Origin of the sequence: Streptomyces sp. NPDC018833 (assembly GCF_044390825.1) — a bacterium.
In the GTDB taxonomy this organism is placed as follows: Bacteria; Actinomycetota; Actinomycetes; order Streptomycetales; family Streptomycetaceae; genus Streptomyces.
The window spans coordinates 324,435-342,780 of sequence record NZ_JBIRZM010000001.1; the positions used below are offsets into that span (position 1 = coordinate 324,435).

Genomic DNA, 18,346 nt, shown 5'->3' on the forward strand with positions numbered 1-18,346 from the left:
CCCCGCCACTCCCCGGCCCGCCGTGCGGCGGGTCCTTCGGCGGCTGCCGGCCTACTCGGCCCGGTACTTCGGCTCCGGCGGCCCGGTTATCCCGGGCAGGTCGGTGGCCAGCCACTTGTCGTACGCCTGCATCCACGGTCCCTTGCGATAGCCGACGAGCACCTGGTTCACCCGGCGCACGAGGTCGTCCTTGCCGAGCTTGGTGGCCACGCCGTAGAACTCGGTCGTGAACGGCTTGTCACCCTTGAGCTCCACCGCCGGGTCCTGGGCGGCCTGGCCGGCCGCGAGGGCGTTGTCCGTGACGATCGCGTCGACGAGCCCCTGCTGGAGCCTGACGAGGCAGTCCAGCTGGTTCGGCACGGTGTAGAGGTCCTCGTCGCCCGACTGCCCGTCGTGCTCGTCCCTGAACGTCGCGCCGAAGCTGTTCTTCTCCAGCGCCTCGTATGCCGTGGAGCCCTCGGCGGAGCACACCCGCTTGCCCGCCAGGGACGTGTCGTAGCCGGTGATCGGCGAGCTCTTCGGCGCGAGGACCTGCTGCCCCGCCTGGAAGTACGCCGTGGAGAACGCCACCTGTTCGATGCGGCTGCAGTTGATCGTCATGGTCCGCACGACGATGTCCACCGCGCCGCTGTCGAGGGCGGCGATGCGCTGGTTCGTCGGTATCGCACGGAAGATGATGTCGTCCTTGCTGCCGACGATGTTCTCGGCGATGGCCCGGGCGAGATCGATGTCGAAGCCCTCCAGGACGCCGCCGGTCGCAGGAGCGGCACCCGCTTCTCCGCCGCCTGGACCGGCCGGGTCCTGATCGCCGCCCGCCGGGTTGCGATAGCCCCAGCGGTAGCTGTTCTGGTCGACGCCGACGATCAGCTTCCCGCGGGCCTTGATCGCGTCGATGTTGGGGCCGCCGGCCGTGGAGGGCCGCAGCGACGCCTCCGGATCCTTGCAGTCGTCCGCCTTGCGGGGGACCGCCGTGCCCTGACCGGCGGGGTGCGGACTGAGGGCGTCCGCGCCGCCGTGGGCCAGCGGCAGCAGTGTGACGGCCGCGGTCAGGGCGCACGCGGCGGCCATTCCCGCAACGCCGCCCCAGCCGCGCAGGCCGCTCGCGCGCCACAGGCGCAGCGGACGCGAGACCGTCCTGGTGTCCGTCATCTCTCCCCCTCTCACCGGTATTCCGAAAGCCTGCGGTTGATGCCGAGAATCGCGGCCACGGCTCCGAGCACGGCCAGCAGCGCGGCACCGACCGGCAGTCCGGCGAGCGCGCCGCGCCCGTCCTTCGCCGCCTCGGTGAACTCCCGCTGTTCGTGCGCCAGCGCCTTCTCCAGCGCCTTGTCCACCCGGTCGAAGGACTCGTCCGTGGAGCCCTTGCCGCCGATGACCTTCCGCACCGCGCCGTCGTAGTCGCCCGCCCGGTCGGTGGCGGCCACGTCCTTGTGGCGGGTCTGCCACTCGGATACGCCGCGGACGGCGTCCGCGACCGGGCCCCGGCCCGCCGCGTCGTCGGCCAGCCGCTGCGCCCGGCCGAGCTGTTCGCCCAGGCGTGCCATGCCGGCGTCGTACTCCGTCTCGTACTTGTCGCTCCGACCGTCGTCGGTGAGCACCGCGCCCCGGGCGACCAGCGTCAGATTCTCGTTGGCCCGGGCCTTCAGGGAGTTGATGCGGGCGTCTCCCAGGACCTTGAGCGACTGCTGGCCGTGCGCCTGCGCGTCGTTGAGCTGGGCTCGGGCCACCGTGTGCCCGACCGCCAGCCACAGCAGCATCACGGTGGACGCCGCGGTCGCGGCGAGCAGGCCCTGGTTGAAGACCCGGTTCGTGCGGCGGTAGGTGCGCCGCTGGGCCCACACGAGCACGGCCAGGGCGGCCACGCCGGCTCCGAGGGAGAGCACCGGCCAGAAACGGGCATCCTCCTCGTCCTGCTCCAGCCGTGCCGTCTCCGCGTCGTACAGCTTCTGGGCGGCGGGTAGGAGCTGCTTGGTCATCAGCTCGTTGGCGAACCGAAGATACGCGCCGCCCAGCGGCCGGCCGAGCCGGTTGTTGGCGCGGGCGGTCTCTATCAGGCCGGTGTACCGGGGGAGCTGTTCGTTCAGATCGGCGATCTGACGGCCCGACTCGCTCGCACTGTCGGTGTTGGTCGCCGCCTTGACGAGCAGCCGGGACGCGAGCGCGATGTCCTTCTCATACCTCTCGTGGACGTCGCGGGGCTCCTCCGCGCCTGCCAGGAAGCCGCTCGACGCCGCCGTGTCCGCGTCTGCCAGGGAACGGTAGATCGAGGCGGCGTCGGCGCTGAGCGGCTGACTGCGGCTCACCACATCGTCGGCGGCCGCCGCCCGGTCGGCGACCTCGAACGCCGTCACCGCTCCGAACAGCACCACCAGCCCTGCCAGAACGGCCCCGATGATCTGCAACCGCCCCGGCTCGGTCGTCGCCGCGGCACGCAGCCGCCGCTTGCCCTCGGCCCAGGCGCCACCGTCCTGCGGCGCCGGTCCGTGCGGCGCCGGTCCGTCCGGCGGCCGTACGGGTGCGGGCACAGCGGCCGACTGGGGTGCGATGCGCACATTCGGCGGGTGTGTCACGTGACCTCCCCCTCGGTCGCCGACGGCCCGCCCCCCGGCGGGTCCTGGGACAACTCCCGGCCAGCAGTATGGCCGCAGGGGACTGTTTCACACCAGATGAGCCTGGATCTTGTGCCACTCGCCGCGACTCGGGCCCCCTCGACGTCCTGCCTGGCCCGCATGTCCCCCCTGTGAATACGCCTCCCCGCCCCGACCGGTTCCCCCCGAACGGGTGAACGTGCGGCGGCCGTGCCGGAGTGCGACGGCCGCACGGTCCGGGTGCGACGCGCGCGGCCGTGCGGGAGCTCCCACGCCCATGCCGCCCGCCCCGGGAGCGCCTACGCCCGGGCCGCCGGCCGGGGCGGCGGCGCGCGGCACAAGGCGTCAGCCCCCGGATCAGCCCCCGTAGTGGGCCCGCAGCCGCTGCCGTGCCTCGTTCGGCGCCGCGATGTGGTCGAGACCGAGCAGCGCCGCGCCCAGTACCGGTGCCGCCGTCACCACGCGCACCACCGCCTTGGGGGCCCTGACGGCCAGCAGTTCGGCGATGTCCGCGTCCAGTTGGGGATGGCGCGCCGCCAGCACACTGCCGCCGAGCACGAGCGGTGCCTGCTCGTCGAGGAGGTCCAGTCGCTCCAGTGCCACTGTCGCCATGGCGACGACTTCCTCCGCCAGCCGGCGCACCAAGCCGCGGGCCACCGGGTCGCCGTCCGAGCCGGCGGCGAAGAGCACCGGTGTCAGCTCGTGCTTGCGCGCGGCCGGGACACGGCCCAGATGCAGCGCCTCGATCAGGGCGTACATCGAGTCGAGTCCGAAGTGCGCGGGCAGCGCCCGCGCCAGCGCCGTCGGCTCGCCCCGGCCGTCCTCCGCGCGCGCCGCGAACCACAGCGCCTCGTCGGCGAGTCCCGCTCCGCCGCCCCAGTCACCGGAGATCCTTCCGATCGCCGGGAAGCGCGCGGTGCGGCCGTCCGGCAGCATCCCCACGCAGTTGATGCCCGCCCCGCACACCACCGCGACGCCCCGCGGCTCGTCCACCCCGGCGCGCAGGACGGCGAAGGTGTCGTTGAGGACCTGTGTGGTGCGCCCCCATCCGCGTGCGTGCAGGGCCTCGGTCAACGCGGCCTCCTCCACCGGCAGATCGGCGTTGGCGAGACAGGCGGAGACGTGCGCGGCGCCGTCGACCGGCGTGCCGGCCGCGCGCGCGGCGGCGAGCACCTGGCCGACCGTCGACGCCAGCGCGTCGACGGCCGTGGCGACGCCGACCCGCGGCGGCTGGAAGCCGGACCCCCTGGCCGATGCCAGAACGGTCCCGTCGGCGCCGACGCAGGCGACATCGGTCTTGCTGTTCCCCGCGTCGATGGCGAGGACCACGCCGGCGGGTCCGGGGCGGCTCCCGGAAATGTCGCTCACGCCCACGCCAGGTGCTCCCGGTTGTGCGTGACGAGCCGGTCGGTGAGCTTCTCCGCGTACGCGTACTGGCCGATCAGAGGGTGTGCGAGCAGGGCCTTGAAGACCCGGTCGCGACCGCCGCGCAGGGCGGCCTCCAGCGCCAGGTCCTCGTACGCCGTCACAGCGGCGATCAACCCCGCGTACAGCGGGTCGAGGTCCGGTACGGCCAGCGGCGCGGCGCCGCCGGTGCCGACGCGGGCCTGCACCTCGACGACCGCGTCGTCCGGCAGGAACGGCAGCGTGCCGTTGTTCAGCGTGTTCACCACCTGCACCGGGCTGCCCGCGCCGCCCAGCAGCGACGCCGCGAGGTCGACGGCGGCCTCGGAGTAGAACGCGCCGCCCCGCTCGGCGAGCAGGTCCGGCTTCTCGTCGAGCGCCGGGTCGGCGTACATCCGAAGAAGCCGCCGCTCCATCTCCGCGACCTCCGCGGCCCGCGACGGCTTGGTGCGCATCTCCCGCACCACCTCGTCGTGGGCGTAGAAGTAGCGCAGGTAGTACGAGGGGACGACGCCCAGCCGGTCCAGCAGCGGGCAGGGCAGCCGCAGTTCGTCGGCGATGGCGTCACCGTGCTCGGCGAGCAGCTTGGGCAGCATGTCGGCGCCGTCCGGGCCGCCGAGGCGTACACCGGTCTCCCACGTGAGGTGGTTGAGCCCCACATGGTCGAGGTGGACGTCGGCCGGGGCGACGTCCAGGAGTTTCGCGAACCTGCGCTGGAGTCCGATGGCGACGTTGCACAGGCCGACGGCGCGGTGCCCGGCCTGCAGCAGTGCGCGCGTCACGATGCCCACCGGATTGGTGAAGTCGATGATCCAGGCGTCCGGGGCTGCCCGGCGGACGCGCTCGGCGATGTCGAGCACCACCGGAACGGTGCGCAGCGCCTTGGCGAGGCCGCCGGCGCCGGTCGTCTCCTGCCCGACGCAACCGCACTCCAGCGGCCAGGTCTCGTCCTTCTCGCGGGCGGCCTGGCCGCCGACGCGCAGCTGGAGCAGGACCGCGTCCGCACCGGCGACGCCCGCATCGAGGCCGGAGGTGGTGACGATCCGCCCGTCGTGGCCCTGCTTGGCGAAGATCCGCCGGGCCAGGCCGCCGACCAGGTCGAGCCGGTCGGCGGCGGGGTCGATCAGCACCAGTTCGGAGATCGGCAGGGTCTGGCGCATGCGCGCGAATCCGTCGATCAGCTCGGGGGTGTAGGTGGAACCGCCCCCCACAACAGCGAGTTTCATGGGTTAGCCCTTCACTCCGGTCAGGGTGACGCCCTCGATGAATGCCTTTTGTGCGAAGAAGAAGACCACGATCACCGGTGCCATGATCAGCACCGTGGCCGCCATGGTCAGGTTCCAGTCCGTCTGATGGGCGCCCTTGAAGGACTCCAGGCCGTAGCTCAGGGTCCAGGCGGCCGGGTTCTCGGACGCGTAGATCTGCGGTCCGAAGTAGTCGTTCCAGCAGTAGAAGAAGTGGAACAGCGCGGCGGCGGCGATCGCGGGCCGCGCCATGGGCAGCACGACACGGACCATCGCCCGGAACTCCCCGCAGCCGTCGATGCGGGCCGCCTCGGTGTACTCGCGGGGGATCGTGAGCAGGAACTGCCGCATCAGGAAGATGGTGAACGCGTTGCCGAAGGCGAACGGGACGATCAGCGGCCACAGCGTGCCCGCGAGGTCCATCTGCCGCGCCCAGAACAGGTACATCGGCACGATGATCACCTGGGGCGGCAGCATCATCGCCGCGATGACCAGCATCATCATCACGTTGCGCCCGCGGAAGCGGAACCTGGCGAGCGCGTAGGCCACCGGCAGGCTGCTCGCCACGGCGAGCACGGTGCCGACTCCCGCGTACAGCAGGGTGTTGCGCCACCACGTCAGAAATCCCGGGGTGTGCCACACGGTGGCGAAGTTGCCCCACTCCCAGGTGTGCGGCCACAGGTCGCGGGTCAGCGCCTGGTCGTCGCTCATCACCGCGGTCAGGAACACGAAGACGAACGGCAGCACGAAGAACAGCGCGGCCGCGATCCCCAGGGAGTGGACCGCGGTCCACTCCAGAGCGGCCCTGCGTCGGGCGGTGCGCCGTGCGGCGGTGCTCACCGCGCCGGCGGCCGGCGGGACGGTCCGCACGGCAGGAGAGGTCGTCCGGGTCATCGGTCAGTCCTCCGGCGACATGAAGCCGCTGCGCCGGCGCATCAGGAACGCCGTGAACACCGTGGCGAGTACGAACAGCACCAGCGCGACCACGCACGCCGCTCCGGTGTCGAAGCGCTGGAAGCCCAGGTTGTAGACGACCTGAGGGACGGTGAGCGTGGACTTGTCGGGGTAGCCGGGCTCGAAGTGCTGCCCGGAGCCGCCGATCACCCCGCTGGCCACCTTCGCGGCGACCAGCGGCTCGGTGTAGTACTGCATCGTCGCGATCACTCCGGTGACCACCGCGAACAACACGATGGGCGAGATGTTGGGCAGCGTCACGAAACGGAAGCGCTGCCATGGGCTCGCGCCGTCCAGCTCGGCCGCCTCGTACTGCTCCTTGGGCACGTCGAGCAGCGACGCCATGAAGATGACCATCAGGTCGCCGATGCCCCACAGCGCGAGCAGCGTCAGCGAGGGCTTGGACCAAGCGGGGCTGTTGAACCACTCGGGCTGCCCGAGGCCGAGCGCGCCCAGGACGCTGTTGGCCGGGCCCGTGCCGGGGTTGAGCAGGAAGACGAACGACATCGTCGCCGCGACCGGGGGCGCCAGATAGGGCAGATAGAACAGGGTGCGGAAGACCCCCGCGCCCGTCCTGATCCTGGTGATCAGCATGCCGATGCCGAGCCCGAAGGCGACGCGCAGCGTCACCATCACCAGCACCAGCCACAGGGTGTTGGCCAGGGCGGGCCAGAGTTGCGGGTTGTCGCGGAAGACGTACGCCCAGTTCTTCAGCCCCACGAAGGAGGGCGGTGCGAACCCGTCGTACTCCATGAAGGAGAAGTAGACGGTCGCGACCAGCGGGTAGGCGAAGAAGACGCCGAACCCGACGAGCCAGGGGGACAGGAAGCCGAGGGTGCGCAGCGCGGAGCGGCGCCGCTTGGACCTCAGCCCCGGTGCGAGGCGGGCCGTGGCCATCAGCGGGCCTGCTCGTTGTCCTTGTCGACCTGGGTGTCGTTCTTCCTCAGAAGTGTGTCGAGGTCCTTCTCCGCGCCCTTCTCGTACCGCTGGGCGTGGTCCTGGAGGGTGAGCAGGAAGGCGCCGCCGTTGACGGACGAGGGCGCGTGCGAGCTCTTGGGGTGCTGCGCGATGTCGACGAACGTGCGGTACAGCGGGTCCCTGCTCAGCTTCGGCGACTTCAGCGCGGCGACGGTGGAGGGCACGTTGTGGATGGCGTTGGCGAAGGAGACGACGGCGTCCGTGTCGGTGGACAGGTACTTCACCAGCTCCCAGGCGGCGTTCTTCTTCGCGCTGTTGCTCGCGATGCCGAGGACCGTGCCGGAGAGGTAGCCCTTGCCGTAGTCGGCGACCTGGTCGTCCGGGACGGGGAAGGGGGCAGCCCCGACCTCGAACGGCAGCTCGGCGTCGGAGGCCATCTTGCCGCGCCACTCGCCGTCCAGTTGCATGGCGACCCGGCCGGTGTGGAAGGGGTGCTTGGGGCCCCACTCGTCCCCGAGCGACGTGCGGAACCGGTTGAGTTTCGCGAAGCCCCCGAGGTCGTCCACGAGCTTCTTCTGCCAGGCGAACATCGCCTTGACGGCCGGATCCTTCGCCGTGTTCGACTTCCCGTCCGCGTCGAGGTACTGGATGCCGAACTGGCCGCCGTAGTGCTCGACGGTCGTCTCGTAGCCGAGGTACAGGGGCATGAAGCCAAGGCGCTCGAAGCCGTCTCCCTTGGGCTTGGTGAGCTTCTTCACCGCCGCGTCGAACTCGGACAGCGTCTTCGGCGGGGCCTTGATGCCGGCCTCCTCGAAGGCCCTCTTGTTGTAGTACAGGCCGTACGCGTCGCCCAGCAGCGGCACGGTGCAGCGGGTGCCGTCGTGCTCGGTGTACTTGGCCATCTGCGGCAGGAACGTCTTCCGCGGGTCGATCTTCGACGTGTCGAGGAACGGCTTCAGATCCGTGAGCGCCCTGGAGGAGCAGAACCGCCCGACGTTGTCGGTGGTGAACGACGAGACCACGTCGGGGGCGTTGGAACCACCCGCGCGCAGGCCCTGGTTGAGCTTGTCGTCGGTGATGCCCTTGACGACCTCGACCGTGATGTCGGGGTGCTTGTCCTCGAAGGCCTTGACGTTGGCCTCGATGGCCGCGACCTCGCTCGGCGCGGACCAGCCGTGCCAGAAGGTCAGGGTGGTCTTCGCGTTCGGGTCGTCGGAGGAGTCGTTCGCGGCCGAGCCGGTACAGGCCGAGGCGAGAAGGGATATCGCGGCCGTCGCCGCGAGCGCGGCAGCCGTGGTCCGGCGGTTTCTGGGCATGGCGGTGTCTCCCTGTGACGAGGACGGGGTCGGGGCAGGGGAGAGGAACGGAGGGGTGCGGAGCAGAGGGGGAGCGGAGCAGCAGGAGGAAGGAGGAGGAAGGAGGAGGAAGGAGGAGGAAGGAGGGGAAGGAGGGGAAGGGAGGGGACGGGCGGGCTCAGCGGGAGGTGTCGAAGACTTCGTCGCGGGTCGTGGCCAGCGCACTCTCCAGCGCGCCCCGCAGCACCGGGCTGCGGCGCACCGAGCCGAGCACCAGCCGGGGCCGGGACGCCGCGAGTTCGGTGAGTTCGGCCTGGACGCGCTCGCGCAGGGGCTCCCCGCCCGCGGTGATCACCTCGCCGGACAGGACGACGAGCTCCGGGTCGAGCACGGCGACCATGGACGCGAGCCCGGTCGCGAGCCCGGTCGCGTAGGCGTCGAGCAGCTGCGTGTACGGCCCCGAGTCCGCCTCGGCGGCCCGGGCGACCAGCGCGGTGGCGACCTCCGCGTGCGGGCCGCTGCCGATGCCCTCGATGCCGAGCTCCCGCGCGAGCCGGGGCAGTGCCTGGGCGCCGGCCAGCTCCTGGAAACCGCCGCTGTTCGCCTTGGTGACCTGGCGGACCAGCGGGGTGCCGGGTACGGGCAGGAAGCCGACCTCGCCCGCACCGCCGGTGAAGCCGCGGTGCAGTCGGCCGCCGATGACGACGGCGGCGCCGAGGCCCTCCTCGTTCCACAGGAGCACGAAGTTCTCGTGGCCGTGGGCGGCGCCGGCGCGCTGCTCGGCGACGGCGACGAGATTGACGTCGTTCTCGTACTCGACGGGCATCGGCAGCACCGCGGCGAGTTCGTCCAGGAGGGTGGGGGAGTGCCAGCCGGGCAGGTGGGAGGCGTAGCGCAGCCGGCCGGTCGAGGGGTCGAAGGCGCCGGGTGTGCCGACGACCATGCGGTGGACGTCGGCGCGGGTGAGGCCGGCGTCCTTGACGGCGCCGTCGAGCGTGTCGGTCACCTGCCGTACGACGCTCTCCGCCCGGCGTCCGGGGGTGGGGAGCTCGAACGCGCCGACGGTCTCTCCGGTGATGTCGGCGACGGCGGCGCGGATGCGCAGCGGAGTGACGTCGAGGCCGGCGGCGTACGCGGCTCGGGGGTTGACCGCGTACAGCTGGGCGCTCGGTCCGGGACGCCCCTCGGTGGTGCCGGTGGCAACGACGAGGTCGGCGGACTCCAGCCGGGCCAGCAGCTGGGAGGCGGTGGGCTTGGACAGACCGGTGAGCTTGCCGATCCGGGTGCGGGAGAGGGGGCCGTGCTCCAGCAGCAGATCGAGCGCGGCGCGGTCGTTCATGGCGCGCAGCACACGCGGGGTACCGGGGGTCGTTCCGGCCACGACTGCACCTGCCTTTCGCAGCACTGTTAGGAAAGTTTCCTATTCCGTGGGAGAAAAGTAGGCCGCACGTCAGTGGGTCGTCAATGGCAAACGCCCCCTGGGCAACCAAAGAGTTACCGAGGGGGCGTGGCGTCCGGTCGTGGCCGGGTGTCCGGCGACCGGGCGCGCGGCTACTTCGAGAGGTTCGTGGGCGACGGGATCGGTGAAGCGGCGATCGACTGCGGCGACGTCGTGGACGCGTAGGCCGAGGGCGCCGCCACAGCGGCGGCCGGGTCGGGGGCGTTCTCCTCCGCCTGCTGCGGCAGCCCGCCGACGATCCGGATGCCCGCGGCGTCGAAGGCCCGCTTGATCCGCCAGCGCAGCTCGCGCTCCACGCCGAGTGGCTTGCCCGGCATGGTCTTCGCCGCGACACGGAAGGTCATCGAGTCGAGCAGCACCTCGGTCAGGCCCAGTACCTCGACCGGGCTCCACAGCTGCTCGTTCCACGGCTCCGCCTTGGCCAGGTCGTCCGCGACCTCGCCGATCACGGCCTTGACGCGGTCCAGATCCTCCGAGGAGCGGACGGTGACGTCGACGGTGGCGGTCGCCCAGCCCTGGCTGAGGTTGCCGATCCGCTTGATCTCGCCGTTGCGGACGTACCAGATCTCGCCGTTGTCGCCACGCAGCTTCGTCACCCGCAGACCCACCTCGATCACCTCGCCGGAGGCGACTCCCGCGTCGATCGAGTCCCCGACGCCGTACTGGTCCTCCATGATCATGAAGACGCCCGAGAGGAAGTCGGTGACGAGATTGCGCGCACCGAAACCGATCGCGACGCCGGCGACACCGGCGGAGGCGAGCAGCGGCGCGAGGTCGATCTCGAACGCCCCCAGGATCATCAGCCCCGCGGTGCCGAGGATGACGAACGACGCGATCGAGCGGAGCACCGACCCGATGGCCTCCGAGCGCTGCCTGCGCCGCTCCGCGTTGACCAGCAGACCGCCCAGCGCCGTGCCCGCCACCGCCTGCGCGGAGCGGTTCATGCGCTCTATCAACTTCGACAGCGCTCGCCGCACGAGCATGCGCAGCACCAGCGCCACGACCACGATCAGCGCGATGCGCAGGCCGGTGTTCAGCCAGGTCGACCAGTTCTGCTCGACCCAGCCCGCGGCGTTGCCCGCCCGCTCGGCGGCTTCGTCGAGCATGACGGGGGCGGGCGACGGATCGGCGTCAGCGCGTACGGCGGACCAGAACGCGGTCACGGGGACACAACCTCCATGCGTGCGATGAGACCAACCACCCTAACGGGGTACGGAGCCCGCACCGGCGCACTTCCCCCGGGAGAGACAAGGCTCACCCGAGGGAACAAAAGGGAAGGAACGTCCGGAGGCCTGTGGCGGAAAACACCTCCAGCCCGTTACGTGCACGTGGTGGCGCAGGGACCGGCCATGAGGACAAACTGAAGACAGATCGTCCCGGCGCGAGCCACGCGCCGCCGGCGTACAAGGAGGCATCCACCGTGCCGCATGTCCTGGTCCTCAATGCGTCGTACGAGCCGCTCGGCGTCGTACCGCTCCGCCGCGCGCTCGTCCTCGTCCTGGAGAACAAGGCAACCTGCCTCGAGGAATCCGGCGCCTTCATGCACAGTGCGACCCGTGTCGTCGCCGCACCCAGCGTGGTGCGGCTCAAACGGTTCGTTCGGGTCCCTTACCGGGGGCCCGTTCCTCTCACCCGCAAAGCGCTCTTCGCCCGCGATGGCGGGCGCTGTATGTACTGCGGTGGCGTCGCAACCAGCGTCGACCATGTCGTTCCGCGCAGTCGCGGGGGACAGCACGCCTGGGACAACGTGGTGGCGGCCTGCCGCCGCTGCAACCATGTCAAGGCCGACCGGCATCTGCGCGAACTGGGCTGGCGCCTGCGCCACCAGCCCGCGCCGCCGAGCGGGCTCGCCTGGCGCATCATCGGGACCGGACATAGGGACCCGCGCTGGCTGCCCTACCTGCAGCCGTACGGCGCGGACGACGCGATGGCCCGGATCGACGGCATCTCCGCCTGAGAACCGCAGGCCATCTTTTTCGTCCCCGGCCCTCCTCGTGCGAACGGGGAGGGCATCGCGCGCGCCGCGCGCTCCCGCGCGCTCCCGCGCGCTTGACTCATGGACCCGCCGTCGGCCGCGCCTTGCTGGGTGTCGGGTACTGCCACCGGCTGTCGGCCGTGTTTCATTCGGCGACGGCGTATCGCCGTCGGCCGGTGGCTCGCTCGGTGATGGCGTACGGCTCCGTGGCCGGCGGCTGCTTCACGGGGGCAGGTGTACGCCGTCGGCTGCGGACCGGTGTCTCCTCTTGGCGATGTCGTAATGCCCCGTCGCCGCCGGCTCATCGGGGACGGCGTACGGCCGGGGCCGCCGACCGGCGTCGGTGATGGCGTACGGCTCCGTGGCCGGCGGCTGCTTCACGGGGGACGGTGTTCTGCCCCGGCTGTCGGCCGTGTTTCATTCGGCGACGGCGTATCGCCGTCGACGGCGTACGGCCTGCGGTCGGCCGCCGCCTCACCGGGGACGGCGTACGGCCCGGCCGCCGACCGGCGGTCACGGCGTACCGGCACCGACCGGCGGCTCACTCGGCGACCGGGTACGTCTCCACCGAGAACAGCGAGTATCCGAACTCGGTGACGCGCTCGTCGCCCTGGATGCGGACGAAGCGGGTGTCCCCGGCGTCCATGCGGACCGACTCGCGACCGCCCCTGCCGTCCGTGACCGTCGCCGCCGTGCGCCAGATCCGGCCGTCGGACGAGACCTGTACGCGGTACCTCGTCGCGTACGCCTCCTGCCAGTGCAGCACCACCAGGCCCACCCGTTCCGGCCGCGGCAGCTCCAGCTGCCACCAGGCCGTCGGGCCCGGAGTGGAGGACCAGCGGCTCAGCGGGTCGCCGTCGACGGCCGCCGCGGCCGGGTAGTCCGCGGTCTCGTCGCCGGACGAGGTGGCGCGGACGCCCTCGGCGCGCGCGAGGTCCGTGGTGCCCGTCTTCGGGAACGCGCGTACCGTCAGCGTGCTCTCCTGCCCGGCGAAGGACAACGGCACCTGGTACTCGCCCGCAGGCGTGTCCTCAGGGACGGTGACCTCCACCGGCACGGTGGTCCGCACCCCGCGCGGGACCGTCGTCTCCTTCGGCACCTTCACCTCGATGCCCGCCGGCGCCTTCGCGGTGAGCGCGCCGCGCACCTCGCCGGGCCGCTGCGCCGTCAGCCGGACCCCCGCGCGCTGCGGCGCGCCGCCGATCTCGGCACTGGTCTGGGTGCGCACGAGGTCGAGTCCGGCCGCCGGCTCGTCCGCGAACCACGGCACCACCGAACGGACCGGAACCGGCTCGTCGCCGTCCGGGGCCACCCGCAGAGCGTCCACCTTCAGACCCCTGGCGTCCGTCTGCGTCCAGCCCCCGGCCGACAGCGGCGCCAGCACACGCCAGCCCTCGCCCGGCACATGCGCCTCCAGACGCCCGCGCGGGGAGCTGGTGGGCTCGGTCATCGTCGTCACCGCCATCATCGGACGCGGCCGCCCCAGCCACACGGTGTCCTCGCCGGGCCGGGCGCGGTCGGCGCCCGTCCACATCCGCGACTCCTTCACCGCGCGCTCCACGAACGGGCCGAGTACGTCCTTGCCGACGGTGGCCCTGCTCGCCCGCAGCGACTTCTGCTGCGTCTCCAGATCCAGCGACGCCTGCCAGGCCGCCTGCCCGTCGCCGCGTGCCTGCGCCGAGAGCATGTCGACCGCCAGCTCACCGGCCCGGCCGTACCGGGCCAGCTGGTCCAGCCACGGCCGCACCTCCGCGGCGAGAGTCCCGTCGGCCGTGTGCCGCAGCCGCTCGCGCGACTGGCGCATCACCGTGAACGCGGCGCGCAGCGCCGCCGCCGCCCGCTCCCGGGTCCTGGCATCCGTCGTGGTGCGCGAGCGCCAGAACTCGTCCATGAGCGGCCGCAGATACGCCGACTCGCCGTCGGGGCTGAGTATCGACGAGGAGTCGTTCCCGGCCAGCGCGGCCAGCGCCTCGCGTGTCCGCACGTCGCCGCCCGCCAGGTCGTCCAGCGCGGCCTGCCAGGACTGCTCGGGGCTGTACCCCTTGGGGTTCCAGGCGTAGTCGGCGGTGGTGAACAGCGGGATGCGGGAGGCGGACGCCTGCTCCATCGCGTTGGCCAGCAGAGCCGCCGAGCCCGTAGCGACCGCGGGCTCCCGGCCGGTGTACGGGCCGAGGAATATCCGGTCCTGTGCGTAGTCGTTGACCGGGTAGTTGTCCATCGTGACCAGCGGGTGGTGGTCGAACGCCTCGCGCGCGCCTGCCAGTTCGCGCCCGGTGATCGTGCGCGGTACGACTCCGACGCCCGTCCACGCCACCCGCACGGCCCCGTCGAGCTCCCTGGCGAGCGCCGTGCGGTACTCCGTGGCGCCCTCCTGGTAGAACTCGGTCGGCATCACCGACAACTCCTCGGCACCGGGGTGACGGTCTGCCAGGTGCCGTGCGACGGCACCCGCGACCCGGGCCTGGGCCCCGGCCGCGGCCTCGGGGCCCGAGCCGTACCGCTCCACGTCCTTCTCGCAGTGCCACTCGCTGTAGCTCACGTCCTGGAACTGCAGCTGGAACGCGCGCACCCCGAGGGCCCACATCGCGTCGATCTTGCGGGTCAGCGCCCGTACGTCCCCGTCGTCGGCCAGGCACATCGACTGCGCGGGAGCCACGGCCCAGGCGAGCGTGACGTGGTTGCGCCGGGCGCGCTCGGCCAGCGCGCGGAACTCCGCGCGCTGCGCCGCCGGGTACGGCTCGCGCCACATCGCCTGCCGGTAGGGGTCGTCACCGGGGGCGTACAGATAGCGGTTCTGCTTGGTGCGTCCCATGAAGTCGAGCTGCCCGAGCCGCTGCTCGTGCGACCAGGGTTGGCCGTAGAAGCCCTCCGTCAGACCGCGCACGGCGGTTGCGGGCCAGTCGCGCACGACGACGCCCGTGATGCGGCCGTCCGTCATGAGCTGCCGCAGCGTCTGCACACCGTGGAACAGGCCGTCGCCGCCCACGCCGTCGAGCGCGACCGTGTCGCGACCGCCGACGCGGCCCGCCGCCAGGCGGTAGCCGCCCGCGGGCAGATCGGCGCGCTCCGCGGCGCGCAGGGCGCGCAGCGCGTCCTGCGCGCCTGTGCCGCCGATGCGGAACACCGGCCCGCGGCCGGGCAGTTCGGTGTGCACGGTCCGTACGCCGGCCTCGCGCAGCAGGTCCTCCAGCAGCCCGATCGCATAGGGGTCGGCCGTCGGGTCCGCGACGAGCGTCGCCTCGTCGCCCAGCGCGACGGCGCCGCCGGTGGTGCGCAGCGACTGCGGGCGCGGCCACACGGAAGGCGCCGCGGCCGTGCCCTCGGGGTCCTGCGCCGAACCCGCCGGGGTGCCGGGATCCGCGGGGGCGGCGACGGCTCCCGGCGCACCTCCGAGCAGACCGCCGATGACGGCGACGGCGACGGCCGCCGCTGTACGTCTTCCGCCCGCGAGCCGCACGCCGGTCTCCCCTCGAGTCTCCCCTGCCGTTCGGTCGGTTTCGAGCCCACCACCCCACCGCCGGAGTGTCAATGCGCATGGCCGTTGTGCGCCTTATGCCTGGTGTGGTGGACGACCGGGGCGAGTTCGCGGACCGCCGGCACGGATTCGCGGACCGCCCGCACCGATCGCCAGCGCGTCGCCGGATCAGGCGGCCGGACGCGAAACATGATGTGACCCGGAACACGTTGGCCGATCGTGTACGTCTGCGGTTGTGCCGACGGGGTAGGGCTGCTGTGACCCGCTCACGCCCGTTCACACCCGCTTGGAGTGATTACCGTGGCCGCATCCGCTCATCTGCTGCTCTCCGCCCTGTCCAAACAGGTCCCGGGGCAGTCGGCGCATGCCTCGTCAGAGTGCCCGCTCGCCCCTGAGGCGCAGTTCACCGGCGAGCTGCGGCCCGCCCACGACGTTCCGCTCACGAGCGAGCCGCCGCTCGCTCACGCCGCCCCTCTCACCAGCGAGCCCCCGCTCGCCGACATCGCGCCCCTGACCAGCGAGCCGACCGCCCACGGCACGGCGGGCGGCGCGGAGTCACCAGGGGTCTGAAGGAGTCCGCATGGGCCTTGCCCGGCTCGCCGCGCTGCATGGAGTCGCCACCACCTTCGAGCCCTCGGAGGGCGTCACCGTGGCGGTCCCCGAGGCCACCGTCGTCGCCGTCCTCGCCTCGCTCGGCGTCGACGCGTCCACCCCGCAGGCGGTCGGCGCCGCCCTGGACCGCGCGGACCGTGCCGCGGCCTCGCGCCTGCTGCCGCCCACGACCGTCGTCTGGCAGGAGCCCGGTGGACCCCGTCTCCCCGCCGCCCTCGGTGCCCTGCCCGCAGGCACCGTGCTGCGCGTGACGACGGAGCAGGGGCATGAGATGCGCCTTTCGCCACCCGGCGCGCGAGGGACGGCGCCCGCGCCCGCAAGCGCTCCCGCCTCGCTCCGGGCACCCGGCAGCGCGCCGGGTCCGGCGGCCTCGGTGGCGGCCGCAGGTGCTCCGTCCCTCGTGGAGGCCGCAGGTGTTCCCGCTCCCGCGGAGGCCGCAGGTACTCCGGCCCCGGTGGAGGCCGCAGGTACTCCGGCCCCCGCGGCCGCAGGCGCTACCGCCCCGGTGGAGGCCGCAGGTGCCATCGCCCCCGTGGCGGCCGCAGGCGCTCCCGCCTCGGTGACGGCCACAGGTGCTCCCGCTCCCGCGGAGGCCGCAAACGCTCCCGCCCCCGCGGAGGCCGGCTGGGGCGAGCTGCCGGCCGGAGTGCACCGGCTGCGTGCGGAGGCACCCGGCGGCCGCACCGCCGACGCGACCCTCGTCGTCGCGCCCGGCGAGGTCCCCCGGCCGCAGGGCCGCTCCTACGGCTTTCTGGTCCAGCTGTACTCCCTGCTGTCCGCCCGCTCCTGGGGCATGGGCGACCTGGGAGACCTCGCCGAGCTCGCCGCCTGGTCGGGCCGGGCGCTGGGCGCGTCCTTCGTCCAGGTGAATCCGCTGCACGCGGCGGTGCCGGGCGCCCCCACCGATCCGTCTCCGTACCGCCCCTCGTCGCGCCGCTTCCCCGACCCGGTCCATCTGCGCGTGGAGGACGTCCCGGAGTACGCGTACGCGGACCCGGCGCAGCGCGCACGGCTTGAGGAACTGCGCGAGAAGGCGGCCGAGCTGCGTGAGTCCGTCCTCGGCAAGGGCGCGCTGATCGACCGGGACGCCGTGTGGGAGCTCAAGCGCGAGGCCCTCGAGATCCTGCACACGGTCCGGCTCGGGCCCGGGCGCCACGCCGCCTACTGCGACTTCCTGGCCGAGCAGGGCTCGGCCCTGGAGGACCACGCGGCCTGGTGCGCGCTCGCCGAGGTGCACGGCTCCGAGTGGCACAGCTGGCCGGCCGCGCTGCGCGACCCCCGTTCGCCCGAGACCGCACGGGCGAAGAGCGAGCTGATGGACCGGGTCGACTTCCACAGCCGTCTCGTGTGGCTGACCGACGAACAGCTGGCAGCGGCGGGCCGGGCGGCCCGCGAGGCGGGCATGGGCGTGGGCGTCGTGCACGACCTCGCCGTCGGTGTGCACCCCGGCGGTGCCGACGCGTGGGCCCAGCAGGACGTCTTCGCGGCCGGAATGTCGGTCGGCGCGCCGCCCGACGCGTTCAACGCCCGCGGCCAGGACTGGGGGCTGCCGCCGTGGCGCCCCGACGCGCTGGCCGCCTCCGCGTTCGCCTCGTACCGGGGCCTGCTGCGCGGCATCCTGCGCAACGCGGGCGCGCTGCGCATCGACCATGTGATGGGCCTGTTCCGGCTGTGGTGGGTGCCGCAGGGCGCCCCGCCCACCGAGGGCACGTACGTCCGCTACGACGCCGAGGCGATGCTGGCGGTCCTCGTCCTGGAGGCGCACCGCGCGGGCGCCGTCGTCATAGGAGAGGACCTCGGGACGGTCGAGCCGGGCGTGCGGGAGGCGCTCGCGGATCGCGGCGTGCTGGGCACCTCCGTGCTGTGGTTCGAGCGCGACTGGGCGGGCAGCGGCCGGCCGCTGCCGCCGGAGAGGTGGCGGGAGGGGTGCGTCGCCACCGCCACCACGCATGATCTGCCGTCCACCGCGGCCCGGCTCAGCGGCGGCCATGTGGAGCTGCGCCACCGGCTCGGACTGCTGACCCGCGGCCTGGAGCAGGAGCGCACGGAGGACACGGCCGATGTGCAGGAGTGGCTCGGCCTGCTGGAGCGCCTGGGCCTGCTCCCCGAGGGCGCCGGGGACGAGGAGGCCGGGATCCGGGCGGTCTACCGCTTCCTGCTGCACACGCCGGCGCGCATGGTCGGGGTGTGGCTGCCGGACGCGGTCGGCGACCTCCGCCCGCAGAACCTGCCGGGCACCTGGGACGAGTACCCGAACTGGCGGCTGCCCGTCGCGGACGGCGAGGGCCGGCCCACGGCCCTGGAGGACCTTGCCGCATCGTCCCGGCTGCACCGGCTCATGACGGTCCTCGCAACCGCGCGGGGCGGCGACGGCTCCTCTATGGCACCCCCGGGCGCGCGACCCTGACAGGCGTTCGCTACG

The 18,346-nt window shown here is 72.7% G+C and carries 14 protein-coding genes; 3 read left to right on the plus strand and 11 right to left on the minus strand.

Features of this window, described 5'->3' with window-relative positions; genetic code table 11:
• Positions 1-51: 51 nt before the first annotated feature.
• The 9 genes from ACH5AF_RS01450 to ACH5AF_RS01490 form a co-directional block, all read right to left on the minus strand.
• Entirely contained in the window at positions 52-1,149 is a 1,098-nt protein-coding gene (locus ACH5AF_RS01450; protein WP_398899243.1) for a glutamate ABC transporter substrate-binding protein, read from the minus strand.
• Between the two features lie 11 nt (positions 1,150-1,160).
• Entirely contained in the window at positions 1,161-2,570 is a 1,410-nt protein-coding gene (locus ACH5AF_RS01455; RefSeq protein WP_398899244.1) for a hypothetical protein, read from the minus strand.
• A gap of 375 nt (positions 2,571-2,945) precedes the next feature.
• Positions 2,946-3,956 (minus strand): N-acetylglucosamine kinase, encoded by a 1,011-nt coding sequence (locus tag ACH5AF_RS01460; protein WP_398899245.1) that lies wholly within the window; start codon positions 3,954-3,956, stop codon positions 2,946-2,948.
• A complete protein-coding gene (locus ACH5AF_RS01465; protein ID WP_398899246.1) occupies positions 3,953-5,218 on the minus strand; it encodes a 6-phospho-beta-glucosidase in 1,266 nt (421 codons plus the stop codon). The genes ACH5AF_RS01460 and ACH5AF_RS01465 overlap by 4 nt, the downstream gene beginning before the upstream one ends.
• Positions 5,219-5,221: 3 nt before the next feature.
• The gene (locus ACH5AF_RS01470) at positions 5,222-6,130 is read right to left on the minus strand and encodes a carbohydrate ABC transporter permease (RefSeq protein WP_398899247.1); all 909 of its coding nucleotides are present in this window, start codon (positions 6,128-6,130) and stop codon (positions 5,222-5,224) included.
• Positions 6,131-6,133: 3 nt separating this feature from the next.
• Positions 6,134-7,087 (minus strand): carbohydrate ABC transporter permease, encoded by a 954-nt coding sequence (locus ACH5AF_RS01475; protein WP_398899248.1) that lies wholly within the window; start codon positions 7,085-7,087, stop codon positions 6,134-6,136.
• A complete protein-coding gene (locus ACH5AF_RS01480; RefSeq protein ID WP_398899249.1) occupies positions 7,087-8,424 on the minus strand; it encodes an ABC transporter substrate-binding protein in 1,338 nt (445 codons plus the stop codon). Before ACH5AF_RS01480 ends, ACH5AF_RS01475 begins: the two co-directional genes overlap by 1 nt.
• 157 nt (positions 8,425-8,581) lie before the next feature.
• Complete coding sequence (locus ACH5AF_RS01485) at positions 8,582-9,784, minus strand: ROK family protein (protein ID WP_398899250.1); 1,203 nt, start codon at positions 9,782-9,784, stop codon at positions 8,582-8,584.
• A 170-nt stretch (positions 9,785-9,954) separates the two neighbouring features.
• Positions 9,955-10,968, minus strand: a complete 1,014-nt coding sequence (locus ACH5AF_RS01490) for a mechanosensitive ion channel family protein (RefSeq protein ID WP_398899764.1) — start codon at positions 10,966-10,968, stop codon at positions 9,955-9,957.
• 314 nt (positions 10,969-11,282) lie between these two features.
• Here ACH5AF_RS01490 and ACH5AF_RS01495 point away from each other — a divergent pair, with 314 nt between their 5' ends.
• Positions 11,283-11,819 (plus strand): HNH endonuclease, encoded by a 537-nt coding sequence (locus tag ACH5AF_RS01495; RefSeq protein ID WP_177150873.1) that lies wholly within the window; start codon positions 11,283-11,285, stop codon positions 11,817-11,819.
• A gap of 240 nt (positions 11,820-12,059) precedes the next feature.
• On the opposite strand, the gene ACH5AF_RS01500 is transcribed toward ACH5AF_RS01495, so the two are convergent.
• Positions 12,060-12,218, minus strand: a complete 159-nt coding sequence (locus ACH5AF_RS01500) for a hypothetical protein (protein WP_398899251.1) — start codon at positions 12,216-12,218, stop codon at positions 12,060-12,062.
• A gap of 160 nt (positions 12,219-12,378) precedes the next feature.
• Positions 12,379-15,294, minus strand: a complete 2,916-nt coding sequence (locus ACH5AF_RS01505; protein WP_398899252.1) for a beta-N-acetylglucosaminidase domain-containing protein — start codon at positions 15,292-15,294, stop codon at positions 12,379-12,381.
• Positions 15,295-15,612: 318 nt separating this feature from the next.
• Between ACH5AF_RS01505 and ACH5AF_RS01510 the strand changes: the two genes are divergently transcribed.
• Positions 15,613-15,882: a hypothetical protein gene (locus tag ACH5AF_RS01510; protein ID WP_398899253.1), complete on the plus strand. Its 270-nt coding sequence runs from the start codon at positions 15,613-15,615 to the stop codon at positions 15,880-15,882.
• Between the two features lie 10 nt (positions 15,883-15,892).
• Entirely contained in the window at positions 15,893-18,331 is a 2,439-nt protein-coding gene (gene malQ, locus ACH5AF_RS01515) for a 4-alpha-glucanotransferase (protein WP_398899254.1), read from the plus strand.
• Positions 18,332-18,346 lie beyond the last annotated feature (15 nt).